This window comes from Paraburkholderia flava, assembly GCF_004359985.1.
GTDB classification, from domain to species: Bacteria; Pseudomonadota; Gammaproteobacteria; order Burkholderiales; family Burkholderiaceae; genus Paraburkholderia; species Paraburkholderia flava.
This window is the reverse complement of sequence record NZ_SMRO01000001.1, coordinates 2444492-2471017: the sequence shown is the minus strand read 5'-3', so window position 1 is coordinate 2471017 and position 26526 is coordinate 2444492. Positions and strand designations below refer to the sequence as shown.

Sequence of the window (26526 nt, the reverse complement as noted above, 5' to 3'; positions counted from 1 at the left end):
TATCAGCAGGGGCAACCCAGCGGCAAATCACCTGCCCGCACGTTCTCGCGCGGCAGGGTTTTTATCACCACCGACCCGCCCCGACATGTTCTCACGCCTCTCCATTTCTGCCCGCCTGCGCGCCACCATGGTCCTGCTCGGCGCGCTGATCGTCGCAATCGGCCTGCTCGCGCAGTTCGACATGCACAACTCGAGCAACGAGCTCGACTACGCGTATTCCAACCAGCTGTCGTCGTCGATTGCGGTCGGCAAGGCGAACCTGAACCTGACGATCGTACGCACCACGCTCGATCGCGTGCTGCTGCATCCGGAAGCGTCCGGCACACAACAACTGATCGACAAGGCTCAGAGCTACCTCGATATCTCGGACCGCGCGTGGCACGACTACAGCACGCAGCAGCACGAACCCGAAGAACAACCGCTCGCAGACGCCGTCACTGCCGCACGCACCGCACTCGTGCAGCAGGCCATCGTACCGATGATGGACGCGCTGAAACGCGGCGACCACGCCACCGCCGATGACCTCGTGATGAAAAGTGTGCCCGCATTGTCGGTTGCACTCACGAAAAGTTCGGATGCGCTCGCCGCATGGAAGATGGACAGCGGGCAGCACGCGTTCAACGCGGCACAGCAGCGCTTTCACACGCTACGTATCGTCGCGGGCGTGCTGATCGCGATCGGGCTCGCCGCCTGCGTCGCATGCGCGCTCGGACTGCATCGTTCGATCTCGGCACCGCTCGCGAACGTGCTCGATCATCTGCGGCGCATCGCATCTGGCGATCTGACCGGCCAGCTCAACGCGCACGTCGCGCACGATTCGCGCTCGCAGGATGAAATGGGCAAGCTGGTCGATGGACTGAAGACGATGCAGGGCAGCCTCACGCAAACCGTGCGCAACGTGATGCACAGTTCCGAGTCGATCGTCACCGCGACGCGGCAGATCGCCGCCGGCAACGACGACCTGTCGCAACGCACCGAGGAACAGGCCGCATCGTTGCAGCAGACCGCCGCGAGCATGGCGCAACTCACATCGACGGTGAAGCAGAACGCCGATCACGCACGTGAAGCGCAAACGCTGACCGGCAACGCAAACGACATCGCCGTGCGCGGCGCGACGGTGGTCGGCAATGTCGTCGATACGATGGGTGAGATCGATCGCAGCTCGCAGAAGATCGCGGACATCACCGGCGTGATCGAAAGCATTGCATTCCAGACCAACATCCTCGCGCTGAACGCGGCCGTCGAAGCGGCGCGCGCAGGCGATCAGGGGCGCGGCTTCGCGGTCGTCGCGGGCGAGGTGCGTTCGCTCGCGCAACGCGCGGGCGTCGCGGCGCGCGAGATCAAGGAACTGATCGGCGACTCGGTGGAACGGGTCAACACGGGCGCGCGTCTCGTCGGTACCGCAGGCGAAACGATGGAGGAGATCCGTCAGGCGATCTCTCACGTCACCGCGATCATGAACGAGATCGCGGCCGCATCGGACGAACAGCGCGACGGGATCGAGCAGGTCAATCGCGCGGTGTCGCAGATGGATCAGGTGTCGCAGCAGAACGCCGCGCTGGTCGAAGAAGCTGCGGCTGCAGCGGCCGCGCTCGATGGGCAGGCGAATTCGCTGCGGCAGGCGGTGGCGGTGTTCAGGGTGTCGGCGTAACTATCGCAGGAAGATGCAACTTAAGCCGCATCCTCTTCCGACTGATCCAGCATCCGCATCGCCGCCTTCTCCGCATTCGCAACGTGCAGGCTCGCAGCCTCGCGAGCCGCGTCGCTGTCGCGGGCCTTCAATGCCTTGTGCAGCTTGTCGATTTCGCGCAGGCTGGTCGGCAGACGGTCGGGATGCATCAACGATGTCGCGCGCAGCAGGTTCACGCGCGAATAGAGACTGGTCAGCACTTCCTTGACGAGCGAGTTGCCGCAGTTGTCGAGCAGCACGTCGTATAGCTCGGTCTTCGCCTGCAGCACACCGGCCTGATTCTGCGCGGTCGCTTCCGCGCGCAGTTTCTTCGCGGCCTGGCCGAACTGTTCGATCGCCGGCTCGCTCGCGACCCGCGCGAACTCCTGCGCCGCGAACCCTTCCAGCAGTCCGCGCAACGCGTACAGTTCGTGCGCGTCTTCCTTCGACATGATCGCGACCACCGGCCCCTTGTGCGGCACGTTGCGCACAAGCTTCTCCGCCTCCAGGCGACGCAGCGCCTCACGCACCGACGTGCGGCTCACGCCGAGCGATTCGCACAGCTCGCGCTCGACGAGCCGTTCACCCGGCGCGTAGTGCCCGGTCATGATCGCCTGCCGCAACACGTTCTCGACCCGGTGACGCAGCGTCTCAGGTCGCACGAGGCCCAGATCTTCCGACATTATTGTATTCCCGTCAGACAATAGTTCATCCGGATGATACAAGAATCCATCGGCGCTGACGACCGTCGCACCGCCGACACGCGGCCGTGCTAAACGCCATGCTACACACCGCGCATCACCGCCGCGCGATCGAGCGCGGCTTCGACGAGCGGCGCCGCCTCGATTGCACCGTGAATACCGAGCGTGCTGGCGATCTCGAGCACTTCCATGATCTCGCCGGCGGTCGCGCCGTAACGCAGCGCGTTGCGCATGTGCAGCTTCAAACCCGGCACGTACAGATGCGTCGCGGCCGCATCGAACGCGCAGTACATCAGCTCCTTGACCTTCGGCTCGAGCACGCCCTTGCGCCACGGCACCGATGAAAACTCGACGTAACCGTCGAACATATCCGGGTCCAGTTCGAGCAGCCCTTCCCACGACGCATGCCAGTAACCACGGTTCTCGATGAAGCGCTGCTTCGATGCTTCGCGACGCGCATCGAGCGGTTCTGCTTCGTTACGCAACCCTTCTTCCTGCAGCACTTCGAGCAGCACCGGCACACCGACGTTAGCCGCATGGATGCCGACGGTGCTCGCGAGTTCGAGCACCTCGACCAGTTCCTCGCGGGTCGCGCCGAACGACACCGCCGCGCCGAGATGCTGCCGCACGCCAGGCAGATACAGATGTGTGGCCGCCGCGCACACCGTGATCGCGACGAACGCCTTGACCTTGTCGTCCAGATGATTGTGCTTCCACGACACGCCGGAAAACTGCAGGTACGCGTCGACAAACTCCGCGTCGAGCCGCAGCAGACTTTCCCAGCGTGCATCCCACGTTCGATGCGTGCGGATAAACGCGTCCTTCACCTGCTGCTGCCGTTCGCTCAAGCTCATCGTTGCTCCTGCGTTTTCATGCGTAAATGCGAGCTCACTTCACCGCGCCAGTCGAGCGCAGATAAGTTTCCTCAGGCACTTCTTCCGCCCACACCGTTTTGCCGAGCGACGTCGCGGTATGCACCATATAGCTCGACGTCGCGGCGCCGTGCCAGTGCCGTTCGTGCGCGCCGATCCACACCACATCGCCCTGGCGGATCATCTGCGGCTCGCCGCCTTCGACGCAGATCCATCCGCAACCCGACGTCACCTGCAGCACCTGCCCCTGCTCGTGGTGATGCCAGTACGTGCGCGCGCCCGGCGAAAAGAACACGTTGCCGATCGTGACGGTGTCCGTCGTCGGCATGACCGGGTCGGCGTAGACGACGCCGCTGAACGTGGCCGAGCGCTGTTCCGATGCGGCGCCTTCCTGGCGTCCGTGAAATACCTTCATGTCCTGCTCCTTTTCAATGACTGGATCAATGAGTGGATGAGTGAAGCCGCACGCCGCCCGACGCATCGCCGATCGCATCGACGACCCGGTTGCTGATCACATCGCCGTAGCCAAGCGCCGTCGCGAGCCCGAAGCTCGCGAGCGGTCCCGCCGAATTCAGCGATGCGACGCCGAGTTCGCGAACGCGATCGATGTACAGCACGACGTCCTTCGTCATCAGCTTGCTCGTCAGGCCGCCTTCCAGATAATCGCCGTCGACGATCTTCGGAAAGCGGTTCAATGTCGCGAAGTTCACGCCGCTGCTGCTGTTCAGCACGTCGAGCAGTTTGTGCAGATCGAGGCCGGCCTGCTTGCCGGCGACCATCACTTCCGCGGTCGCGGCGAGACTCACCGCGTTCAGGAAGTTGTTCAGCAGCTTGGTCGTGTGACCCGCGCCGCTCTCGCCCATCGTCACGACCTTCGATGCGATCGGCTTGAAGGCCCAGTCGATCGCATCGATCGCGGCCGCGTCGCCGCCGACCATCAGCGTCAGCGTGCCCTTCTCCGCCGCTGCCGCGCCGCCCGAGATGCCGGCGTCGATGTACTGCACGCCCGCTTCCCGCATCCGCGCGTGCAACCGGATCGTCGAACTCGCGGCAGCCGTGCTCAGATCGACGACGGTCTGTCCGCGACGTGCATGTGCAAGCACGCCGCCGTTACCTTCGATCACCGCCTCGACGACCTTGCTGTCCGGCAGCGACAGCAGGATCACGTCGGCGAAGGCGACCACCTCCTCGATCGATGCAGCCGCCCGCGCACCGGCTGCTTCCGCGCGTCCCGCCGTCGCGTCGTAGCCGAGTACGTCGAGCCCAGCATCGACGAGCCGTTTCGTCATCCGGCCGCCCATGTTGCCGAGGCCGATAAAACCAATGCGTTCCCTGTTCATGGTGTTCCCTGTTGCATCACTCAAATTCAAATCAGAAATCGACGTCCTTCGTTTCCGGTCCCATCAACGCGCCGATCATGCCGATCAATCCGCCGATACACAGCAGCACGACCGGCGTCACGCGCAACGGCATCAGCGCGCCGAGCCAGTTCATGTAGAACGCGTAGAACGAAGGGATGATCACGGACAGGCTGAAACCGACGCCGAAGCCGGTTGCGCGCACGTCGGTAACGAAGCGCTCGTTGATGTACGTGACGATCACGCCCCACGGCGACGTGACCAGCACCGCGAGCACGCAGACGAGCGCGATGATCGCGGGCAAGCCGAGGTTATCGGCGGTGGACAGCACGTACATCAGCGCCGCACCGACCGTCGCGATCAGCGGGCCGACGATCACGAAGAACGTGCGTCGGCCGATCCGCTGACCGATCAACCCCGACGCGATATAGCTGAAAAACAGCACGAAGTACGTGATCATCAATGTCAGCGTCATCTCGAAGCCGGTCAGATGCAGCGTATGCAGCAACAGGCCCGTCGGCAGAAAGATCGTGATGATGTTCTGCGTGAGCCAGAAGCCCGTCATCAGCAGCAGCACCTGCACCAGGTTGCGCGCGCTCTTGCCGCGCAGCAGATCGGACAGCGGGAGTTTTTCGACGGCGGGTTTATCGCCCGCTTCGCTCTGCCACACTTCGGATTCCGCGACCTTGTGGATGTAGTAAAACGCCAGAAAACCCGCGAGCACCGCGCCGAGCACGAACGGCACGCGCCAGCCCCACTGCACGTACGGCGAATGCGGGCCGTTCAGCGGCGTGATGACGAACATCAGCATCGCGACGAGATTGATCGTCACGTACGCAGCCGGAAAGCCCGCGATGATGAAGCCGCCGACAAAGCCGCGCTGCGACTTCTTCGAATACTCGATCGCGAGCGGCATCGCGCCCGTATAACCGCCGCCTAGAAAAATCCCGTCGACGAAACGCAGCAGCACGAGCAGCCAGTACGACAGGATGCCGATGCTTTCGTAGCCTGGCAGCAGCGCGATCAGCAACGTGACGACACCGAAGCCGCTCACCGAATAGATCGATGCCTTACGCCGCCCGACCTTGTCCGCGACCATCCCGAACAGCAGCGCGCCGACCGGTCGGCCGAGCAGCGTCGTGATGAACACCAGCGACGCGAGAATCGCCTGCACGCCGCCTGTGAGATGTGGCGGCTGGAAGAAAAACAGCACCGGCGACAGCACGACCACCGGCAGGTAAATGTCGAACATGTCGATGAATTCGGAAAAGAACGCGCCTTTGATTGCGCTGCGTCGTTTCTCGTCGATCGATCTTTCTGCGTCGCTTTGGGTTATTTCGCTTGCCGTCAGTGCCTTCATGTTTCTGTCTCCAAGTATCTATCCCGCGCCGCTATAGTTGCGGCGCGTGGCCCGCCTGCGCGGTTTATATCTACGTCTTCCTAGCCCACCGAACCCACCTCAGCTTCATATGCCTTGATCGCCTCCGTCGCGACGCGAAACGCCGCAAGCGCCAGCGGCGCACCGCAATACACCCCCGCCTGCATCAACACCGCGCGAATCTCGTCACGCGTCACACCATTACGCAGCGCGCCCTTCACGTGCACCGCGAGTTCATGGTGCTGGCTCATCGCGGTCAGCATCCCGAGGTTCAGCATGCTGCGTGTCTTGAACGACAGCGTGCGGTCGCCCCAGATATCGCCCCAGCAGCTCTCGGTGACGAACTTCTGCATCGGCCGGTTGAAATCGTCGGCATTCGCCCACGATTTCTCGACGTGTGCGTCGCCCAGCACTTCCTTGCGGTTTTCGAAGCCGCGTTCGAAACGTTCGTTGTCTTCCATCTGATCGATCTCCATCGTTCGTTCTGCGATCATCGCGTCGCGATGCGGTGCGATGCCTCACCCACTGTCTGCGCGCCCGATTGTCGGACAATCGAAAAGCGCAAAATTTTTTGCGACCCAGCCGCGCACCCAATCAATCGTTGCCGTAACCGACGATCGACTTGTTCTCCAGATACTCGCGCAGTCCCGCTTCGCCCCACTCGCGGCCGTTGCCCGAGCGCTTGTAGCCGCCGAACGGCGCATGAAAATCCGCCGCCGGGTAATTCAGATGCACGCCACCCGCGCGCAGTTGCCGCGCGACGCGCCGTGCGCGTTCGATATCCGCCGACTGCACGTATGCGGCGAGACCGTAGTCGGTGCCGTTGGCGATCTCGATCGCTTGTTCCTCGGTGTCGTACGGCATCATCGACAGCACCGGCCCGAAGATTTCCTCGCGCGCGATGGTCATGTCCGGCGTCACGTCGGCGAACACCGTCGGTCGCACGTACCAGCCGCGCGTGAGGCCTTCCGGACGACCTGGGCCGCCCGTGACGAGCCGCGCACCTTCGTCGATACCCTTGTGAATCAGCGCCTGCACGCGCTCGAACTGATTGCCGTTGACGAGCGGTCCGAGTTGCGTCGAAGCATCGTCCGGTGCGCCGGTGCGGTACGTTTCGGCCGCGCGCTTTGCGATCTGCGCGGCGTCGTTCATCAGATGACGCGGCACGAGCATGCGCGTCGGAATCGAGCACGACTGGCCCGAGTTCGTGAAGCATCCGGCGACGCCGCGCGTCACTGCGTGTTCGAGATCGACGTCGTCGAGCAGAATGTTCGCGGACTTGCCGCCGAGTTCCTGCGCGACGCGCTTGACCGTTTCCGCTGCGAGCTTCGCGACCAGAATGCCGGCGCGCGTCGAGCCGGTGAACGACACCATGTCGATGCCCGGATGCGCGGCAATCGCCGCACCTACTCCAGGGCCATCGCCGTTCACGAGATTGAACACGCCGGGCGGCACGCCTGCTTCGTCGAGCACTTCGGCGAACAGCAGCGCGGACAGCGGCGAATACTCGCTTGGTTTGAGCACCATCGTGCAGCCGGCCGCGAGTGCCGGCGCAATCTTCACGACGATCTGGTTGATCGGCCAGTTCCACGGCGTGATCAAGCCGCACACGCCGACCGGCTCCTGACGCAGTCGCGTCGTGCCCTGCTGCGTGTCAAAGGCGAAACGTTCGAGCACGTCGATCAACGCATTCAGATGCGCCGGTCCGCGTGCGGCCTGACCGGTCCTCGCGAACGCGGCCGGTGCGCCCATCTCGACGCGCATCGCATCGGCGAATGCATCCACACGTGCTTCGTACAGCGCGACGATGCGCTTCAGCAACGCGATGCGGTCCGCGACGCTCCATTCCGCGTAAGCAGGAAACGCGCGCCGCGCAGCGGTCACCGCGCGATCGACATCCGCTTCGTTGCCGAGCGCGAGCCGGCCGATCGGTGCCTCGGTCGCCGGGTCCACCATGTCTAACCAGCGTGGTGCGGCCGGTTCGACCCATTGCCCATCGATGTAGCACTGCGCCGCATGCGCCAGCAGCGCCGGGTTCACTTGCGTCATGACGCCTCTCCGGAAAGTAGCCGGTACATTTCGGTGTGATCGGTCGTGGGTGTCGAATGCTGTGCGGCGCGATCCCACATCGCCGTGCAGGTTTCGCCGAGTTCCATCGGGTAGTCGAGCGATTCGGCCAGCGCACGCGCGATCTTCAGATCCTTGTTCATCAGTTGCAGCGCGAAGCCCGACGCGAACGTGCCGCTCAGCATGAACTGACGCACCTTGTTCTCCGACGTGTTGCTGCGCCCCGTCGATGCGTTGAGTACGTCGGTCATCGTTGCCGGGTCGATGCCGAAGCGACGAGCCACCTGCAACGCTTCGACGGTCGCGACGAGTCCAGCAGCCGATACGTAGTTGTTCAGCGCTTTCGCCGCATGGCCCGCACCTGCTGCGCCGATGTGCAGCACGCTCTTGCCCATCGCATCGAGCACCGGACGCACGCGTTCGAGTACCGCCGCCTCGCCGCCGACGAGAATCGCGAGCGAGCCGTCGGTGGCTTTCTTCACGCCGCCTGACACCGGCGCGTCGAGATAATCGAGGCCCGCGTCGCCGAGCGTCGCGCCGAGTGCACGCGAACGCGCCGGTTCCGACGAACTCATGTCGATGACCGTTGCGCCGCGCTGAAGGCGCGTGCTCCAACTATCGCCTTCGCCGAGCAGCACATGCTCGACGATCGCCGAATTCGGCAGCATCGTGATCAATACGTCGAGCGATGCTGCGTCATCCGCATGCAGCGGTTGGACCCGCTCGCCAACGCTCAAAGCGGCGACGCGTGCTTCGTCGGTATCGGCGACGAACACGTCGAAGCCTGCCTTCGCGAGACACAGCACCATCGGCGTGCCCATCATGCCCAGGCCGATAAAGCCGATGCGCTGCGGTCGAAGTGGTCGAACCATCTGCATGCTCTCCTCGTGAGTCGCGCGGTTAGCGCAGCGCTGAAAACGCGGTCGGCGTCAGCAGCTGGTTTTCGATCCGCTCGACGATCGGCCGTTCGGCCTCGGTCGCCGCGCGCTTCGCGATCCAGTCCGCGTCGGCCTGGAATGCGTTCCACTTCTGCTCGCGCTCGGCGAGGCTTTCCCATTGCAGCAGGTAGGTCAGCGAGTGATTGCTCGGGCCGGCGAGTGTCGTCCAGAAGCCGATCTGCTTGATGCCGTATTTATCGAAGAAGGCGAGCGTGATGTTCGAGAAACGGTCGAGCAACGCCGGCAGACGGGTGGGCGCGCAATGGTAGATTCGCATTTCGACGATCATGGGATCAGGTCTCCAGTTGGATGGTCCGGAATGGACCGATCAAGGGTATCTCAATTGCAGATCAGTCCGCAGGCGCATCGCCGGACGACCACTGCTCGACGTAGCGCACCAGCTCCGTCATGTCGCGCGTACGACCGCCCTGCGCGGCAGCGACGTTCCACATCTGCCGCGCGGTGTTGCCAAGCCACATCGGCACACCGAGCGCCTGGCATTCATCGACAGCAAGCCCGATGTCCTTGCACACGCTCGCGATCGGAAAACCGAAATCGAATGTGCGCGGCAGCACGTGCTTCGGAAACTTGTCGAGCGTCGCGCCGTTCTTGCCGCTGCCCGCGTTGATGACTTCCATCATCACGTCCGGATCGAGCCCGCCCTTCACGCCCGCGACAAACGCTTCCGACGTGATCGCAAGCGCCGTCGACGACAGCATGTTGTTCAACAGCTTCAACAGTTGCGCCTGCCCCGGCTGCTCGCCGACGACGAACAGCTTGCCGAGCACTTCGAACAGCGGACGCACTTCGTCGACCGCTTCGCGCTTGCCCGCAGCCATGATCGCGAGCGTGCCCTTCTGCGCGCCGGCTGCGCCGCCGCTCACCGGTGCGTCGACCGTGTCGATGCCTTTTTCGAGCAGTCCCTTCGCGACTTCCTGTTCCATCCGCGAACCGACCGTCGACAGATCGACCAGCACTTTCAATGCGCTGCCGCCCGAAAGGCCGCCTTCGCCGAGTGCGACGTCGCGGAAAATCGCGGGCGTCGGCAGGCTTGTGAATGCGATCCGTGCGGTGTCCGCGACTTCACGTACGTTCGAAGCGACGCGTGCGCCTTCTGCCTTCAATGCTTCGACAGCGGCCGCATCGCGGTCGTAGACGATCAGCGAATGACCCGCGGCGATCAGGCGATGTGCCATCGGCCGGCCCATCACGCCGACGCCGACAAATCCGATCCATTTTTGCTCTGCCATGTTGGTTCCTTTCTCGTTCAAGTTGAATATCGATTGAGCGTGGGCTGTGCGGCGCGCATCGGTGTCGATGCGTCGTCGGCCGCGTCCAGTGACCACAGCGACGCGAGCAGCGGCTGCGGATCGACCGTCGAGCCACCGTATGCCGCCAGCGTCGCGAGCTTCGCTTCCAGTTCGTGATCCGTGAGCGGCGCGGCGAGACTGCCGCGCGCCGCATCGACCTTGCACGCGAGCGTGCGGCCCGACACGAGATGCAGCACGACCTGTGCGGACTCCACTTCGAATTGCGGGTCGTCGACGAATGCGACGCGTGCGCCGAATGCGCTTAATGCAGGATCGGCTACTGCCGCATCGCTGAATTCGGCGAGCCCTGCGCGGCCGGTTGCAAGCGCCACCGCGACCGCGTGTTGTGCGCTGACCTGCGCTTCGCGTCCGCTTTTCGGATTCGGCCGGTCGGTGCGTGCACGCAGTAACGGATGTCCCGTCAGTTCGACGCGTGCGATCTCGTCGAGCTTTAGCGCTTCGTCGCGGGCCAAAGCGAGGCACGCGTCGATCACCGGGTTCAGCACGACGCCGCATGGGTATGGTTTGTATGCGTTCGACTGCAATGCCCAGTCGTGTCCAAGCTGCGTGGTGATCGCGGAGAAATCGGGTTCGTCGCACGTCACGCGCAGAAAGCCGCGCTCGCCTTCGAGCGGGTGCGCCGGACCGCGCACATCGCGCGCCGCCAGCAGCGCCGACACCACGCCGTTACGCGCGGCATTGCCGACGCTGACACTCTTCGACATGCTGCCCAGCGTCTCGACAAGCCCACCCGCCTGGGCGGACGCGTGCCCCATCGCCCAGCCGATGCGTGTCGCGTCGAGACACATCACGTGCGCAGCGGCAGCGGCAGCGCCGAATACGCCGCACGTCGAGGTGATGTGCCAGCCGCGTCGATAGTGTCCTGGAGACACCGCGTTGCCGATCCGGCACTCCACTTCGACGCCGAGTACGAACGCGGTCAGGAAACGTTCGCCGCTTAACGGCGTGCCTTTGTGCTGCAGATCTTCCGCGAGTGCGAACAGCGCGGCGGCGACGGGTGCGGTCGGATGGATGATCGTCGGCAGATGCGTGTCGTCGAAGTCGTGGACGTTCGCCGTCATCGCATTCAATGCGGCTGCGTTCAGCACGTCGGTTCGTTCCGTGCGGCCGATCAGTCCGATCGTCGCGCTGCTGCTGAAACCGCTGTAAACGTCGACTGCATTGCCGATGTCTACATCGCCGCAACCCGCGAGCGCCACCGCGAAGTAGTTGACGAGCGCGCGTTTCGCTTCATAACGCACCGCATCAGGTATCGCCTGCGATGGCGTGTTCGCGACGAACGCCGACAATGCAGCGGTCGGTCCGGACGCGCGATTCACGTCATGGTCGGGTTCACGCTGCAAGCCAGCCTCCTTCGATCGGCATCATCGCGCCGGTGATCTGGCTCGCCGCGTCGCCGCACAGAAACACCGCCATCGCGCCGACGTGTGCCGCATCGACGAGTTCTCCGGTCGGCTGCTTGCCTTGCAGGAATTCGCGCACTGCGTCGTCGCGGTTCATCCCACGTTCCTGCATCAATGCAGTGATTCGTCCTTCGATGTTCGGCGTCGATACGGAGCCGGGGCAGATCGCGTTGCAGGTGATGCCGGTGCCGACGTTCTCGATTGCAACCGCGCGCGTGAGACCGAGCAACGCGGTTTTAGTCGTCACGTAATCGACGCGATTCGCGACGCCTCGCGCGCCGTACACCGACGTCATGTTGAAAATGCGCCCCCAGCCGCGTGCGCGCATCGCGGGTAGCGTCAACTGGATTGCGCGGAACGCAGCCGTCAGATTCACCGCGAGCGCGGTGTTCCACTGCGCGAGCGGCAACGTCTCGACCGGCGAGAAGTGACGGATCACCGCGTTGTTGATCAGGATGTCGACCGAGCCGACATGTGCGCTCGCCGCTTCGACAAGACGATCGGCACCATCGGGCGCAGCGAGATCGGTCTGCACGTAGTGCGCGTCAACGCCGTAGCGCTGCGTCAGCGTCTGCGCGGCGCGCGTGCCATCGGACACAGGTTCGAGCCCATGCAGCACAACACGACAGCCAGCCTGTGCAAGCGCATCGGCCATCGCAAAGCCGAGCCCACTCGACGAGCCGGTGATCAACGCGCTTTTTCCTTCGAGTGACATGGCGTGCTCCGGATCAGCGCGGCGCGACATCGAGACGCGCGATCCAGCCTTCGGTTTCGCGGTCATGTGCCGCGTAGCGCTGCAGAACCTGCGGGTCATGACCCGGCACGACGTGCGCAGGCGAATCGGCGAGCTGATGCACCGCGCGGAATCCTTCGAGCATGTCGCCGACGTTGTAGACCGCCGGAAACGGCCGCGCCTCGTCCATGTTCGCGTAGAAATGCGACGCGTCGGAGGCGAGCACGACCCAGCCGCGTTCGGTATGCACACGGACGACCTGCAGACCGTCCGTATGTCCGCCGACCCAATGCAGACTCAGACCGGGCGCCAGCTGCGACACGCCGTCGTGAAACTGCACGCGACCGTCGAACACGCGTCCTACCATCGACTTCACGTCCTCCGGTTCGAACGGATGACTGAGCGGGTGGTGACACATGCAGCGTCCGGTGCAGTACGCCATCTCGCGATCCTGCACGTGATAGCGCGCACGCGGGAACATCGAGCGATTGCCCGCATGATCGTAGTGCATGTGAGTGATGATGACGTCCTCGACTTCTTCGGGGCGAATGCCGATCTGCCGCAAACCGCTGTCGACCGGATTCGTGATCGTGCGGCCCCGCTGCTGCGCACCTGTCTGATCGAAACCGCTATCGACGAGAAACACGCGCGATTCGCCGACCACGGCCCAGACGAAGTAATCGAGCGGCATCGACACATCGTGCGGATCGCCGCCGATGAAGTTGTCGCGCGCGGGACGATCGTGAAAAGCGTATTTGACGGCGAAGATGCGGTACTGCTCGATCGGCTGACTCATGTGTGTCTCCATCCTGATGTGCGATTCGGTTGGCAGGCGGTTCTAGCTCTGCGCGGCCCCTGCGCGCGCTTCGCCGCGTCCGGCGGCCATGGCATCCTGCGCTTCGACCGCGATTTCTTCGAGCGAGCGATGCTTCGTCTCGACGCCGAACACGCCGACGATCACCGCCTGCACCAGCAGCGTCCCGACGATCAGCGCAAGCACGCCAGCGATGCCGAGACCCGTGTACGCAGCAGCCACCGCATACGGCACGAGAATGCTGACGCCGCGCCCAACCGTATTCGCGAGGCCCGCGCCGCGCAGCCGCAGCGCAGTCGGGAACAATTCGGGCACATAGCTCGCGACGCTGAACGACGACAGCACGTAGATGCATGCGGTAATCGCGAAGCCCAGTGCGGTGATCGCCGTCGCCGACTGCGCGAACGGATAGGCAACGCCGAACCCCGCGCAGATCAGCGAGAACATCACAGTGCCCCACTTCCGTCCGACGCGCTCCGCGAGTGCAAACGCAATCAGAGAACCGACTGGGCCGCCCGCGAACATAACCGCCGTGAGGCCGAGTGAACTCGACACGCTGTGGCCCTGCTTCACGAGAAAGGTCGGAATCCAGCTGACGAACGCATAGTTCACGATGAACAGCGCGACGAGCACGGTGATCGCGGTGACCGTGCGCGTGAGCATGCCGCGTGCAAAGAGGTCGCGAATGCGTGCGGGCTCCTGCTGTGTTTGCGCGGCGAGTTTCGCCGACAGAGGCGACACCGCCTCGGTCGAAGGTGCGATGCCGCTTGCCGCTTCGATCGATTGCACGATCTCGCGTGCTTCGGCTTCGCGTCCTTTCGATGCGAGCCAGCGCGGCGACTCCGGCATCGTCTTGCGCAGGAACCACACGACAAGCGCGCCGCAACCGGCGATCGCGAACATCCAGCGCCAGCCGAAATGCGGGACGATCAGCCAGCCGAGAAACGTCGACAGGAACAGCGACGTATTGATGATGAGGTTGAGGATCGTGCCGAAACGGCCGCGCCACTTCGGCGGAATGAATTCGCTCAGCGTGCCGTAACCGACGACGATCTCCGCCCCCATCCCGACGCCCATCACGAGACGGAAAAAGATCAGCCAGTAGATAGACGGCGCGAGCGCCGCCGCAATCGACGCGAAGCCGTAGATGCCGAGATTGAACTGGTAACAGAAGCGTCGACCGTAGCGATCGCCGAGCACGCCGGACAGCCACGCGCCGGCCATCATGCCGACGAAGGTCACTGACACGAACGTCGCGTTGAGGCGCAACGTAGATTCGCCGCTGTGGATCATCGCAGCGAGCACCGTGCCGGCGATGTAGATGTCGAACGAATCGAAATACATGCCGGCCGCGATCAGCGCGAGCAACCGCCAGTGGAAGCGGGACAGCGGAACGCTGTCGAGGCGTGCCCCGATACGGGCTTCAGCAAGCATGGCGTGTCTCCATCCATCGTGGTGGCACAACCGGTGTCCGGCTGAGCTCAATGCGAACTGATTATATTCCTGTCATACAATCTGTCAATATTTTAAGTGACCGCCGAATGGGTAGGGGGTGACGCAAACGGGTCAGGCGGGTTTCGCGCGCCCGCGCCTGGGTCGCGCCGTCTGCCAGTTCCGCATTTGCGCGAACCAGTCGGTCAGAAAGTCGATCAGTGCACTGACTCGCGCGGAAAGGTTCGCCCGTTCGCCATACACAGCGTAGACGTCCGCCTGCGGCAACGACCACTCGGGCAAGACCTCGCGGAGCGCGCCCGAATCGAGATGCTGCCGGACATCCCACTCCGAACGCATCAGAATGCCGTGGCCCTTGAGTGCCCAGGCGAGCGCAGTTTCGCCGTCGTTGGTGCTGAGCGGGCCGCGTACCTTGACGGACTCCTCCTTGCGTCTGCGGGCAAGATGCCAGGTGCCATACGTAGCGTCGCTTTCGCGCAGCACGATGCATTGATGGCGCTGCAGATCGTGCGGCGTCGCCGGTGCGCCTGCGCGTTTCAGATAAGCAGGTGCCGCGCACAGGAAACGCCGGTTCGCGGCAATCTTGCGCGCCACCATGCGCGAATCGGGCACGGTGCCAAACCAGATGCCGACATCGAACGCCTGATCCGTCAGATTGACCGCGCGGTCTGTCAGCACGAGCTGCACCTCGACCTCCGAATAGCGCTCGACGAATGCCGAGATGGCCGGCGCAATATGCCGCCGCCCGAAACCAAACGTCGCATTCACGCGCAGCAACCCCTTGGGCTCGGTTCGCCGGCTCGACACCTGCGCGTCGAGCTCGTCGAGTTCGGCAAGCAGGCGCGAACCTTTCTCCAGGTAAAGCTCGCCCTCCTGCGTGACGCTCAGGCGCCGCGTGGTGCGATTCAACAAACGCACACCCAGCCTCTTCTCGAGGATCGACAGTCGCGTGCTGATGGCCGGCGGCGTGACGCCGAGCTCACGCGCCAATGCCGACAGGCTGCCGTGCTTGACCAGACGGACAAAGAACGAAAGATCGGAAACCTGATCCATCGCGTTGCCTCCTTTACTTGTTAATTGAATTTAATAATAGCTTAGTTGAGATTGCATTATCAGAAGCGAGCTGCGTCGTTATACTTTTTTCGCCTGCTACCACTCGAACATCCAAAATCAAGGAAGACAAAACGATGAAACCCACTATCGGACTCATGCTCGGCGACGTGACCGGCATCGGCCCCGAATTGATTGCCAGGCTGTTGGGTTCCCCGGCCACGCGCACGCAGGCGAACGTGCTGGTGATCGGCGACGAGCGCGTGTTTCGGCTCGGCATGCGCGATGCCGGCGTCGAGCTGGCTTATCGCAAGATCGGGAGCGTGCGCGAGGCCGACTTCGACTCAGCAGCCGTACCGCTGATCGACCTCGGCAACATCGATCCGGAGACACTCCCGCGCGGCGTGCTGTCCGCCGAGTCCGGCAGGCTCACAGGCGAAACGCTCAAGTACATGACCGACCTCGCGCTCGCCGGAGAACTGGACGGCATCTGCTTCGCACCCTTGAATAAAGCGGCGCTGCATAAAGGCGGCTGGAACTATCACGACGAACATCAGATGTTCGCGGACTGGACCGGGCACGTCGGGTATTTTGGCGAGGTCAACATCATCAATCTGTTCTCGACGTTTCGCGTGACGTCGCACGTCGCGCTACGCGTAGCCGTCGATATGGTCAAAGCCGAGCGTATCGAGGGCGCGGTGCGCCTCGCCTATGACACGCTGCGAGCAGCAGGCAAGACCTCGCCGCGTATCGGCGTGGCGGCACTCAATCCGCACGGAGGAGAAAACGGCCTGTTCGGCGACGAAGAGATCACCGTGATCCGCCCGGCGCTCGACGCGTTGCGCGAAGCCGGGCTGCCCTGCACGGGTCCGTTGCCGTCCGACACCATCTTCATCAAGGCACGCAACGGCGAATTCGACGGCGTGGTCATCATGTATCACGACCAGGGGCAAATCGCGACCAAGCTGCTGGGCTTTAGCGAAGGCGTCACGATGACCGGCGGCCTCAAGGCCGTCTATACGACCCCGGCGCATGGCGTTGCGTATGACATCGTCGGTACAGGGCGAGCCGACGTCGGCGCGATGACACGAGCCTTCGAAGTCGCCTGCGCGAATGCGCTTGCCCGGCGCACACCGAAGACGGTCGCGCACGTCTGAGGGTTTGACAGCAGGCGGGCAGTCCACGCCGGCTGGCGGGACGCCACGCCGCTGCGTACAAAGCCCCGCCGTCGGCGCCTGCTGCGCGTCGACTATAAAAGGAGGAGACATGATGGGTCTGACCAATGACACGGCGCCCGCGTCGTATGCGGTGCCGCGTAAGCGTGCCCGGCGCGCTTACTGGAGACACCCGAATCTGCTGATCGTGTTCGCCGTCGCATGCGGCGCCCTGGTCGGCTGGATCGATCCGAAGCTTGGCGTCGCATTGCGGCCGCTCGCGGACATGTTTATCGGTCTGATCAAGCTGGTCATCGGGCCGATCGTATTTCTCATCATCACGACCGGTATCGCGCAGGTTGGCGACATGCGCAAAGTCGGCCGCATCGGCATCAAGGCGATCATTTACTTCGAAATCCTCACGACGATCGCGTTGCTCTTCGGCTTTATTATCGGCAACCTCGTGCGGCCCGGAGACGGTGTCACGCCACCCACCGGCGGCATATCCGGGGAAATTGCCCGATATACAGCGGGACAAAGCGTGCCGTCGTTCTCGAGCTTTTTCTTCAAGCTGATCCCGAACAACCTGCTCGCCCCATTCCTGCACGGCGACCTGCTGCAGATTCTCGTGCTGGCCGTGCTGTTCGGGACCGCGCTGGTGCTCTCGCGTGAGAAGGGGCAACCCATCGTCGAGGGACTGGAACGGATGACGACGGTCGTGTTCAAGGTCACGGGCATCGTGATGCTGTTCGCGCCGCTGGGCGTGCTGGGCGCAATCGGCTTTACGGTCGGTGCGTTTGGCATCGCCACGCTGCTTGCCCTGGCGAAACTGGTGTTGACTGCGTATGCGAGCGTCGTGCTGTTCACGGGCATCGTCCTCGCGCTCGTATGCCGTATCGTCGGCCTGCGTCTCATGCCGATCCTGCGCTATATCCGCAGTGAAATCCTGATCGCGCTTGCGACCTCGTCGTCGGAATCGGTGCTGCCTGAACTGGCGGTCAAGCTCGATCGGCTCGGCGTGTCGCGCGCGGTCGTCGGACTCGTGTTGCCGACCAGCTATTCATTCAATCTGACCGGTGTCGCGTTGACGCTGCCGATCAGCGTGTTGTTCATCGAGCAGGTCTATGGACTGCACCTGACGTGGCTTCAGCAGGCGAGCATTTTCGGTTTGATGCTGCTGACGTCGAAAGGCGCAGCGGGCGTCACCGGCGCGGCCTTTGTGACGCTCGCCGCAACGGTGGCCGCGACCGGCGTACTGCCGCTGCAAGGACTGATGTTGCTGCTGGCTGTCGATCGCTTTCTCTCCGAGGCGCGTGCGGTGATCAATATCGTCGGCAACGTGATCGCGACGATCGTGGTCGGCAAGTGGGAAGGCGAATGCGATGCGCAGAAGATGCGGAGTGAGCTGCGGCTGAAGGTGTAGTCGATTTATATTGGCCGGAGCCGATCGTTGAATGCAGCACGGCGCGCGACGGTCGGTCGGGCTTTAAGCGGGACATCTACTTTCGAAGAGGCTACCCGACCACTTCGAATCGCACGAAAGCGGTGATAGACGAGATGAAAACATCTACCAACGTCGCCGGGCAAATACCCGGCGACCCGCAACAAACGTTACCTAGCTCTTCAATTGCACATGCAAACCCGTCGCGTCATAGGTCGGCGTAGCAGTGAATCCATCGACCACGATGGAAGTGAAGCGTCCCGACAGCGCGCCCGTGGAGATCAGATCAAGCGAGTCGCCGGACTTCGGCGTATAGCCGCTCGCAAATTTCACGTGCAGCGTGCCGCCTGCGAGCGTTGCCTGCCCGCCAACGCGCAGTAGACCTTGCCCGTTCGAACCGACGTCGAGTTCGAGCGTCGTGTTCTGAAGCTGGGTGTACTTGCCGGCGACAACGACTGCCTGCGTCGCGCCGATCGCCAGCGTGCCCGAACCCAGGTACACATCGCCGCTACCGAACGCGCTCCCCGATGCGGCGCGCAGCGTTCCGCCCTGCACTTCGGTGCCGCCCGAATACGTGTCGGTGCCGGCGAGCGTCAACGTGCCGCTACCCTGCAGCGTCAGTTTTCCTGCGCCGGAAATCGCATTGCGCCAGGTATCCGCCGCGCTAAAGCCGCCCTTGCTCGCATCCATCGCGATGACTACGCTGCCGTTGAACGCGCCGTAACCGTCCGCAGCGGCGAACAGGTTGAGGCGTCCCCAGCCCTCGGCGTCGTCCATCAGCGGATAGCCAGAAGCCATTTCGGTGGTCTTTAGCACAACGCGGCGCGCGTTGGCGTCGAGATACGGAAAGCGCGTCTCGAGCAGAACTTCTGCTCCCTTCGGTACGATCGGCTCAGCGTTGGTTGCGCCGATCTGCGAGAAGGAGAGCGTCATGCGACGCAGAAAGTTAGCGCGATTGGTGGCGTAGTCGGCAAAGCGATCGGTGCTGATGTCGCCCGAATGCGCAAACGCGTTGAACGTCGTCGCCGATGTCCCCGTCAACGACACCAGCGCCGTGTGGGCCTGCGTGTACGCGTCGGACTTGAGCGTGGCGTTGGTCGGGTCGTACAGATTTGCCGCTGCGCAAGCGATACCCAGCATGCGCCCTCCGATAACGTCGAGCGGCGAATGCATGCCTGCGACGATACGGTTCTCGCCCAGTTCGAGCCCGCGGCTCAGCATTTCCTGGAAGCGCTCGGGGACCACATACGCCATCCCGATCGCGTCACGCACCGCTTCGGCGGTGTGGCCGCTGATGAATCCGCCATCGGTTGCAGGCGTTGTGCTTTCCACCGGAACGAGCGTCGGCACCACGACGACACTCGAACTCCAGCGGAATGGACGCGGATACTTGTAGAAGCGTTTGGCCGGTTCGGTCGACGCGTTGTTGCCGAGTGCATTGACCAGATCGACGACCTTGCCGAACGTGCCGTTCGATGTGCTGCCGACACCCGTGTTGTTGCCGCTGTCGTTGTACGCGACGGACGTCGCATCGGCTGGAATCGACGTGATAGACGTGCTCTGCTGGGCTGCCGTGCGCCAGCTCGCGGTCAGCGGACCCATGCCGTCAGTGACGCTGTAGCCCTTGCCGCGGCGGTCGTCGTAATACGCGGCATCGGCTTGCGCTGACGTGCGACCGGTGGTCGTCGTGACGACGTACTGAATGTTCGCGCCAAGGACCGACGCGTTGAGAATGGTGCCGTTGGGCGTACCGTCCGTCGGTACGCCAGTGGCGGTCGATTGCACCACGGCCGGGAACGAGCCGACGGCCGGCGCGTTGACACCCGCATCCACGATCTCCGTGAGCGGCTTCCAATAGTTGAGATACGGAGCGACGACGCGTACGCCCGCATTGGTGTCGAGCGTCGCGAAGCGCGCATCGCCGCGCTGGTTCGTCGCGACCGTGTCGACGAATGCCGGGACGCCGGCGGGCGCAGCAGCGGAGTCGACAAAAGCCGGTGTAGCTGGAGCAGCCGGCACGGCGATCTGTCCGGGCGCTGCGTTGTCGACGTTGCCGCCGCAGGCGGCGAGCGCAAAAGCAGTGAACGCTGCGGCAACCGATGGTCGCAGCGACTGGAGGTTCTTGTTGTACATGACGCGTTCTTCTCTTGGTGGTGGCGTGGAAGTGAACGCGTGAGGTTAGGTAACATTCATGAATGCTTGATGAAAGCCGCAGAGTCTGGCGTCGCAATGAAGCGTTATTGATCACGCGGAAAACGTGGAGGTATGCGAAAAGATCTCCACGTTGTGCGTGGAAGCAGGCATTGGCGTAAGCTGGGACCGAACAGGTGAGATGGATTGCGGATTTAACGGCAGCGCCAGTTAAATTTTCAACGACAAAACGATCAGGATTCCACGCGAGGAGTTTTCGGCATTCGGGATGCTATAGGTTGGGTAAATCCGGCGGTGCTCAAAGCTATTCAGGAGACACCCTTCACGCAGGATTTCCATGCGACCGTTGCCTGTTTTGAGACCTTAAAGATGAGAACTTCTATTTGGCTCTGTGCACTCCCGCTTCTATTTTTGCTTGCCTCCAGTAGTTCGGCGGAAAATCGAACCACGGAGATATATCTCGATGCGGCTATGGCCGACATCGACCATGCAGCGATTCATGGACCAAGCCGGATCGACCTCGGTGGCGGCGCAGTGTTGGCTTTAGCCCAACATAGGTGCTTTGTCGGCAACGGTCCCACCACACGGTATTTCCACGTCTTAGGCCGAGATACAGACCCCAATCTAACTGCAGGAATGGTCTTCCCATGCGGGCTCTTTAGTGAAGCAGACTGGTTCGTCATGGTAACGATCGGACATGACGGTCACGTGAGCGACAACGCGCGCACCTGGACTGCCGACTACGTCCTGCATATATTGCAGGGAAAGGCGAACGCCCTCAGCACGTCGAACAAGCGGCAAGGACTACCGAGCGTGGAGATCAGTGGTTGGGCGCTTCCTCCGGTCTACGATGCGGCTGCGCACCGCACGGCATGGGCAGCAATCGTCAGAGCCGGATGCCCTTCGGAATGCCCTGCATCAGAGTTCGTGAGCTACGAGACGGTCATTTTGGGGAAAGACGGATATGTGGACGTATTCACACAGCCGTCATTGAAAGACTTCCCAAAACAGAAGCAACTCTCGGACGAGATCAGTGCGCACATCAGTTATCTACCAGCAGCGCAATATTCCGACTTCAAGCCGACACTTGACCACTATGCCTCCTACGATCTGCTCGGCCTGCTAACCGGAGATAGGTCAAATAGATGATCGTCTGCAATCTTTAGCAAGTTGACGCTGAAGGCTCGCTCGGCGGCGGCGCTGCCCGGTCGGACATACTTCCTGAAATGGACTCAATGCACGTCGGGCGCACGCATTGCCCGGTACTCCCGTCTCACGATATCCATCAGTTCGGAAACGGAAGTCAGCGCACTTTCTTGCTCATAGGTCACGCGACCTCGCTGCATCAACATGATGCGATCAGCGATATCGAGCGTCTGCGCGTAGTTGTGCATGATCATGATGATGGACAGGCCGCCCTTCTCCTTCAAGCGCATCAGGAGATCGATGATGAGCCCTGCCTCGCGTGCGCCCATCGCGGCGAGCGGTTCGTCGAGCAAGAGAATCTTCGCGTTGGAGTGCACGGCACGTGCCACGGCGATGGCCTGGCGCTGGCCACCCGACAGTCGCTCCACGGGCAGATCCACCGAAGGCACATGCACGCCGATATCGTCGAGACATTGCGCCGCGCGCTCGCGCATCTGCTTGTGGTCGAGCAGCAGCTTGAACGGTCCGCGCCGCACGATCTCGCGGTTCAAGAACATGTTGTGGTAAATGCTCAGCGAATTCGCGAGCGCGAGATCCTGATACACGCATTCGATACCGAGCGAACGCGCATGATCGACCGAGCGCAATGGTGTCTCCTGCCCGTCGATGTAAAGCGTGCCGGCCGTTTGCTGATGAAAGCCCGTGAGGATCTTGACGAGCGTGGACTTGCCCGCACCGTTGTCGCCGAGTACGCCCAGAATTTCGCCCTTGCCGAGCGTGAGCGAAACGCCGTCGAGCGCGGTCACCGCGCCGAAACGTTTAACGAGGTTCTCGCCGCGCAGCGCAAGCGGCGCCTCGAGCGCGGCAGACACGCCTTGCGACGGGGTTTGCGATTCGTCCATTACCGCCCTGCCTTGCGGCGAATGCGCCCGACGTGGATATTGAAGATCATCGCCGCCAGTATCGCGGTGCCGAGAATAATGTTGAACGTGAACGCGTTGATGCCGATGAGCGTGAAGCCGTCGTTGAGAATACCGAGCACCGCCGCGCCGATGAGACCGCCGACGATCGTGCCCGAGCCGCCCGTGAGCGGTGTGCCGCCGATCACGGCGGCGGCCACGGCAAGAAACATGATCTGATTGCCGCCCGCCTGCGGGTCGATCGAGGTAATGCGAAAGGCTTCGAGGATGCCGGTGAAGCCCGCGAGCACCGCGGCGATGACAAAGTTGCCGAGGCGCAGCCGGTTCACGTGAATGCCGGCCTCGCCCGCGCCGAGTGGATTCGCGCCCGCGGCCTGCGTATGCAGGCCCCAGCGGGTATGCCGCAAAAGCACGTGCATCGCGAAGGCGATCGCCACGGTCCAGATGATCTCGCTGTAGCCCCATGCACCCATGAACCCCGAGAACGTAGACGATCCCGGCGTCGACGCGGGCGTACCGCGCGAGAGGGTGAGCGTAATACCGTTGATGAGAAAGAGCGTGCCGAGCGTGGTGACGAACGAAGGTAGCCGCAGCCACACCGTCACGGCGCCGTTCACGAAGCCGACAATCGCCGCGGCCACGAGCCCTGCGATCAGCGCAAGCCACATGGGCGCGCCCGCATCGTTTGCAAACACCATCATGAATGGCGCGAATGCGAACACCATGCCCGCCGATAGATCAATGTCGCCACCGATCATCAACATGATTTCGCCGAACGCGATGATCGCCACCGGCGCGATGAACTGCGAAAGGTTGACGAGGCTCGCGTCGGTGAGCAGGAAATCGTTGTTCGCGAATTCGAAGTAGGCGGCCAGCAGCACGGCGACGAGCAGGATACGAAGCTCGGGCGCCCAGTGTGACGCAAATGAAACCCCCGCGCGCGCGGGCGCGCGGGCGGCTTCGGTCTTGCTGGTTTCGTTCACGGTGTTCGTCACGACTTGATTGCGCCGCTCATCGGAACGATTTGCGGCTTGGTCGTCTTGCCTTCATAGCGCGTCGAAGTATTGAGGTAAGGCTCGACGGTATCTTTTGTGACGAATTTCAGGCCGGTGTTGATGTCGGCCGGCCCGACCAGTCCGCCCGAGGACAGGAACACGAACGCCTCCATCGCCGTATAGAAACCTTGCACATACGGCTGCTGATCGATGGTGAAGTCGAGGAAGCCTTCGTGGATCAGCTGGATCGTGGTCGGCAGGAGGTCGAAGCCGCCACCATGTATGCCTTTCGCGGGAAGGTTCGATTCCTTCATCAGTTGCGCGACACCCTGCGTGCTGCCCGCATCGACGGCGAACATGCCCTTCAGACCCTGATGGCCCAGATAGAACGACTTGATTTTCGAAAGCTCCTCGTTAACCGTCGCGCCGGTGGCCACAGTCTGGATGTCGATCTTCTTGCCGGACTTCTTGATCGCGTCGCTCGCACCGTCCAGCCGCGGCTGGATGTTGAGCTGTCCCGGCGTCGCAATGAAAAGCGCGACCATGCCGCTGTCGATGAGGCTCACGATGCGCTCGCCCATCTGATAGCCGGAGAGATACAGGTCCTGGCCGATATAGGCGAGGCGCGGATTCTTCTTGCCGCGCGGCGCGTCGGCGTTATAGGAGAACACCGGAATGCCCGCGTCGAGCGCAGCCTGGATCGGCTTGTCGAAGGCAGTCGGATCGACGATCGGCACCGCGATGGCGTCGGCCTTCGCAGCGATCGCGGAGTTCACGGCGCGGACCATTTCGCCCGCGTCGGAAGTCGCCGAGCCGGTCCATTGATAGTCCATGCCGAGCAACGAGCAGGCATCCTGAATGCCGTATTGCGTGGGCACGAAGAATGGGTTGGTGGTGACGTGATTGACGAACACGATCTTCCACTTCTTGTGCGGGGGGAACGCCGCCTCCGCTGCCTGCGCGGTGCCGATCAGCCCGCCCGCACCGCCTGCCATCCCCAGCAGCGAAAGCGCCGCGCCTAATCCCGTGCCCTGCATCAGCCCCCGACGCATCGCGTTGAAGCCGTTAGTACTGTGTTCCTGGTCGTCATCAGGTTTCTGTGCCATCTCTTCCTCCAGTTCTTTTCTTCGTGGGTCGATGTGGCCGACGTTGACCTGATCGCATGCGGATACTGGACGGCACCGGTAGCGCACTGGGTAGCGCGGAACTCGGGCATGGAGATGTACAACCCCGGACTGAAAGCGCTCGATACGCGCTGTGCAGCACAAAAATGTTAGTGCAGCGCGGTTACACCTTCTAGTCCATGTATACCCCGACCGACCCGAATATTGGGATGCACGGATAAGGACCGTCAAACCAGGAAGCGACAAAGCGAGGATGCGGGGGTGATGCATCACGCGGAAGCACAACGATAGACTTTGAAAACCGGTCGGCGTGGAGGCAGACCGGTCCGGCATGCGTCCGCTTACGCGGAGATAACGTAAAGGAAGTTGACGCAGCAGCGTCGATGGTCATCGCCGATGTCGGCCGTCGCGTTGATGATGTAGCCCGCACCGTTCGTGCCGGGCGTCTGGCCGCTTGCGCTGATACGCTTCGAGCGCATACAGGTCCGTCCGCTTCGACAGACTGTCGTACTGCGACAGGTTGAACTGCGAATTCCGGATTCAGCCGGACCCAGACGTTCGACAGAGGCAGCCAAATCATCAACAATGCAATGTCTGTCTCCACGCGATCCATCGCGCTCAACTCGACGTTACCGATAGCGTCGTCGATTGACTTCAATGTCGATGTCAGGGTTCACCTATGTCCCGTTCCGAGCGTCTCCTTCATCTGCTGCAAGTGTTGCATCGCCATCGACGCCCCGTGAGCGGCCAGGCTCTGTCCGAAGAACTCGGCGTGAGTATTCGCACGCTATACCGGGACATCGCCAGCTTGCAGGCGCAAGGCGCAATGATCGAGGGAGAACCGGGCGTCGGCTATGTGATGAAACCGGGTTTCATGCTGCCGCCGATGATGTTTCGCTCGGAAGAACTCGATGCGCTGGTGCTTGGCATGCGTTGGGTAGCCGATCGCGGCGGCAGCACGCTCTCGTCCGCCGCGTTGAGTACGCTTGCGAAGATCGCCGCCGTACTGCCCACTGAACTGCGTCGCGAACTGGACGAGTCTTCGCTGCTGGCCGGCGCGCCGTTAAAACGACTGGCCCACAAAGTCTCACCGGATCTTCTGCGCGCCGCAGTCCGCGAAGAACATAAGCTCGACATCACCTACGTGGACGCGAGCGGCATTCAATCGCAGCGCGTCGTCTGGCCGTTTGCGCTGGTGTATTTCGACCAGGCGCGGGTCCTGATGTGCTGGTGTGAGCTTCGGGGCGATTTCCGGAATTTCCGTTCGGACCGGATCGTGAAGGTCGAGCAACGGGAAGAGCGCTACCCCAAAAGGCGTTCGACACTGCTGCGCGAGTGGCGCAAGCTCAATCAGATCGCCAGTCGCACCATACTGCCAGAATCTGACAGTACGCATCGTTAGACTGAGCTTCCTTTTTCTGGCAAGGAGCTCAAAATGAAGTTTGCATCGGTTCGTGTGGTGACTGGGGATGTCGATCGGCTGGTCGGGTTTTATCAAAGGCTTTCCGGTATCGACGCGGTGCGTCCGGCCGATGGATTTGCCGAAGTGCGATTCGAAGGCGCGACGCTGGCGATTTCATCCGAGCGTCTGATCGCGCTTTTTAATGTCGGCGCTGCCAGTGCCGCTGCCAATCAATCGGCGATTCTGGAGTTCGAAGTGGACGACGTCGACGCGGTGTTCGAGCGGATGAATGCGTTCGGGACGACTATCGTGATGCCGGCGACGGTGATGCCGTGGGGCAATCGCTCTCTCCTGCTGCGCGATCCTGATGGCAATCTCGTCAATGTGTTTTCTCGGCCCAGGTCTTGAGAATACTTGCCGTCGTGAG

The 26526-nt window shown here is 62.6% G+C and carries 25 protein-coding genes and 1 pseudogene; 6 read left to right on the top strand and 20 right to left on the bottom strand.

What is annotated here, in order from left to right; translation table 11 throughout:
• Positions 1-85: 85 nt before the first annotated feature.
• Complete coding sequence (locus tag E1748_RS11010) at positions 86-1651, top strand: methyl-accepting chemotaxis protein (RefSeq protein WP_133647111.1); 1566 nt, start codon at positions 86-88, stop codon at positions 1649-1651.
• Between the two features lie 20 nt (positions 1652-1671).
• Here E1748_RS11010 and E1748_RS11005 read toward each other — a convergent pair whose 3' ends face one another.
• From E1748_RS11005 to E1748_RS10935, 15 genes are all read right to left on the bottom strand, one after another.
• On the bottom strand, positions 1672-2352 hold the full coding sequence (locus E1748_RS11005; protein WP_133647110.1) for a GntR family transcriptional regulator: 681 nt from the start codon (positions 2350-2352) through the stop codon (positions 1672-1674).
• A gap of 101 nt (positions 2353-2453) precedes the next feature.
• The gene (locus tag E1748_RS11000; RefSeq protein ID WP_133647109.1) at positions 2454-3224 is read right to left on the bottom strand and encodes a carboxymuconolactone decarboxylase family protein; all 771 of its coding nucleotides are present in this window, start codon (positions 3222-3224) and stop codon (positions 2454-2456) included.
• Between the two features lie 34 nt (positions 3225-3258).
• The gene (locus E1748_RS10995) at positions 3259-3657 is read right to left on the bottom strand and encodes a cupin domain-containing protein (RefSeq protein WP_133647108.1); all 399 of its coding nucleotides are present in this window, start codon (positions 3655-3657) and stop codon (positions 3259-3261) included.
• A 25-nt stretch (positions 3658-3682) separates the two neighbouring features.
• Positions 3683-4606, bottom strand: coding sequence for an NAD(P)-dependent oxidoreductase (locus E1748_RS10990; RefSeq protein WP_276324042.1), 924 nt, complete (start codon positions 4604-4606; stop codon positions 3683-3685).
• 7 nt (positions 4607-4613) lie between these two features.
• Positions 4614-5960 carry an MFS transporter gene (locus E1748_RS10985; protein ID WP_133647106.1) on the bottom strand — a complete coding sequence of 449 codons (1347 nt, stop codon included), beginning with the start codon at positions 5958-5960 and terminating at the stop codon, positions 4614-4616.
• 80 nt (positions 5961-6040) lie between these two features.
• On the bottom strand, positions 6041-6439 hold the full coding sequence (locus tag E1748_RS10980) for a carboxymuconolactone decarboxylase family protein (protein WP_133647337.1): 399 nt from the start codon (positions 6437-6439) through the stop codon (positions 6041-6043).
• 133 nt (positions 6440-6572) lie between these two features.
• Positions 6573-8003 carry an aldehyde dehydrogenase family protein gene (locus tag E1748_RS10975; protein ID WP_133647336.1) on the bottom strand — a complete coding sequence of 477 codons (1431 nt, stop codon included), beginning with the start codon at positions 8001-8003 and terminating at the stop codon, positions 6573-6575.
• A gap of 20 nt (positions 8004-8023) precedes the next feature.
• Complete coding sequence (locus E1748_RS10970; RefSeq protein ID WP_420819299.1) at positions 8024-8917, bottom strand: NAD(P)-dependent oxidoreductase; 894 nt, start codon at positions 8915-8917, stop codon at positions 8024-8026.
• Positions 8918-8945: 28 nt separating this feature from the next.
• On the bottom strand, positions 8946-9272 hold the full coding sequence (locus E1748_RS10965) for an NIPSNAP family protein (protein WP_133647104.1): 327 nt from the start codon (positions 9270-9272) through the stop codon (positions 8946-8948).
• A gap of 61 nt (positions 9273-9333) precedes the next feature.
• Positions 9334-10233 carry an NAD(P)-dependent oxidoreductase gene (locus tag E1748_RS10960; RefSeq protein ID WP_133647103.1) on the bottom strand — a complete coding sequence of 300 codons (900 nt, stop codon included), beginning with the start codon at positions 10231-10233 and terminating at the stop codon, positions 9334-9336.
• 17 nt (positions 10234-10250) lie between these two features.
• Entirely contained in the window at positions 10251-11657 is a 1407-nt protein-coding gene (locus tag E1748_RS10955; protein WP_133647102.1) for an MmgE/PrpD family protein, read from the bottom strand.
• Positions 11647-12432, bottom strand: a complete 786-nt coding sequence (locus E1748_RS10950; RefSeq protein WP_133647101.1) for an SDR family oxidoreductase — start codon at positions 12430-12432, stop codon at positions 11647-11649. The genes E1748_RS10955 and E1748_RS10950 overlap by 11 nt, the downstream gene beginning before the upstream one ends.
• Before the next feature lie 13 nt (positions 12433-12445).
• Positions 12446-13246: an N-acyl homoserine lactonase family protein gene (locus E1748_RS10945; RefSeq protein ID WP_133647100.1), complete on the bottom strand. Its 801-nt coding sequence runs from the start codon at positions 13244-13246 to the stop codon at positions 12446-12448.
• A gap of 42 nt (positions 13247-13288) precedes the next feature.
• Entirely contained in the window at positions 13289-14698 is a 1410-nt protein-coding gene (locus E1748_RS10940) for an MFS transporter (protein WP_133647099.1), read from the bottom strand.
• 132 nt (positions 14699-14830) lie between these two features.
• Positions 14831-15769, bottom strand: a complete 939-nt coding sequence (locus tag E1748_RS10935; RefSeq protein WP_133647098.1) for a LysR family transcriptional regulator — start codon at positions 15767-15769, stop codon at positions 14831-14833.
• Positions 15770-15903: 134 nt separating this feature from the next.
• Here E1748_RS10935 and E1748_RS10930 point away from each other — a divergent pair, with 134 nt between their 5' ends.
• Together E1748_RS10930 and E1748_RS10925 are read left to right on the top strand one after the other, a co-directional pair.
• Positions 15904-16923: a 4-hydroxythreonine-4-phosphate dehydrogenase PdxA gene (locus E1748_RS10930; protein WP_133647097.1), complete on the top strand. Its 1020-nt coding sequence runs from the start codon at positions 15904-15906 to the stop codon at positions 16921-16923.
• A gap of 109 nt (positions 16924-17032) precedes the next feature.
• A complete protein-coding gene (locus E1748_RS10925; protein WP_133647096.1) occupies positions 17033-18343 on the top strand; it encodes a cation:dicarboxylate symporter family transporter in 1311 nt (436 codons plus the stop codon).
• Positions 18344-18535: 192 nt separating this feature from the next.
• Here the strand turns inward: E1748_RS10925 and E1748_RS10920 are convergent, their stop codons facing one another.
• The gene (locus tag E1748_RS10920) at positions 18536-20494 is read right to left on the bottom strand and encodes an acid phosphatase (protein WP_133647095.1); all 1959 of its coding nucleotides are present in this window, start codon (positions 20492-20494) and stop codon (positions 18536-18538) included.
• 489 nt (positions 20495-20983) lie between these two features.
• On the opposite strand from E1748_RS10920, the gene E1748_RS10915 reads away from it, so the two are divergent.
• Complete coding sequence (locus tag E1748_RS10915) at positions 20984-21661, top strand: DUF2167 domain-containing protein (RefSeq protein WP_166653539.1); 678 nt, start codon at positions 20984-20986, stop codon at positions 21659-21661.
• 83 nt (positions 21662-21744) lie between these two features.
• Here E1748_RS10915 and E1748_RS10910 read toward each other — a convergent pair whose 3' ends face one another.
• The 4 genes and pseudogenes from E1748_RS10910 to E1748_RS10895 form a co-directional block, all read right to left on the bottom strand.
• Positions 21745-22560, bottom strand: coding sequence for an ATP-binding cassette domain-containing protein (locus E1748_RS10910; RefSeq protein WP_133647093.1), 816 nt, complete (start codon positions 22558-22560; stop codon positions 21745-21747).
• Positions 22560-23573 carry an ABC transporter permease gene (locus tag E1748_RS10905; protein ID WP_133647092.1) on the bottom strand — a complete coding sequence of 338 codons (1014 nt, stop codon included), beginning with the start codon at positions 23571-23573 and terminating at the stop codon, positions 22560-22562. Before E1748_RS10905 ends, E1748_RS10910 begins: the two co-directional genes overlap by 1 nt.
• Positions 23570-24679 carry a sugar ABC transporter substrate-binding protein gene (locus tag E1748_RS10900; protein ID WP_133647091.1) on the bottom strand — a complete coding sequence of 370 codons (1110 nt, stop codon included), beginning with the start codon at positions 24677-24679 and terminating at the stop codon, positions 23570-23572. The genes E1748_RS10905 and E1748_RS10900 overlap by 4 nt, the downstream gene beginning before the upstream one ends.
• Before the next feature lie 407 nt (positions 24680-25086).
• Positions 25087-25225 (bottom strand): annotated as a pseudogene (locus tag E1748_RS10895) (porin); the annotation flags it as partial.
• Between the two features lie 151 nt (positions 25226-25376).
• Between E1748_RS10895 and E1748_RS10890 the strand changes: the two are divergent.
• Together E1748_RS10890 and E1748_RS10885 are read left to right on the top strand one after the other, a co-directional pair.
• Positions 25377-26099, top strand: coding sequence for a helix-turn-helix transcriptional regulator (locus tag E1748_RS10890; RefSeq protein ID WP_133647090.1), 723 nt, complete (start codon positions 25377-25379; stop codon positions 26097-26099).
• A 33-nt stretch (positions 26100-26132) separates the two neighbouring features.
• Positions 26133-26507, top strand: coding sequence for a VOC family protein (locus E1748_RS10885; RefSeq protein WP_133647089.1), 375 nt, complete (start codon positions 26133-26135; stop codon positions 26505-26507).
• Positions 26508-26526 lie beyond the last annotated feature (19 nt).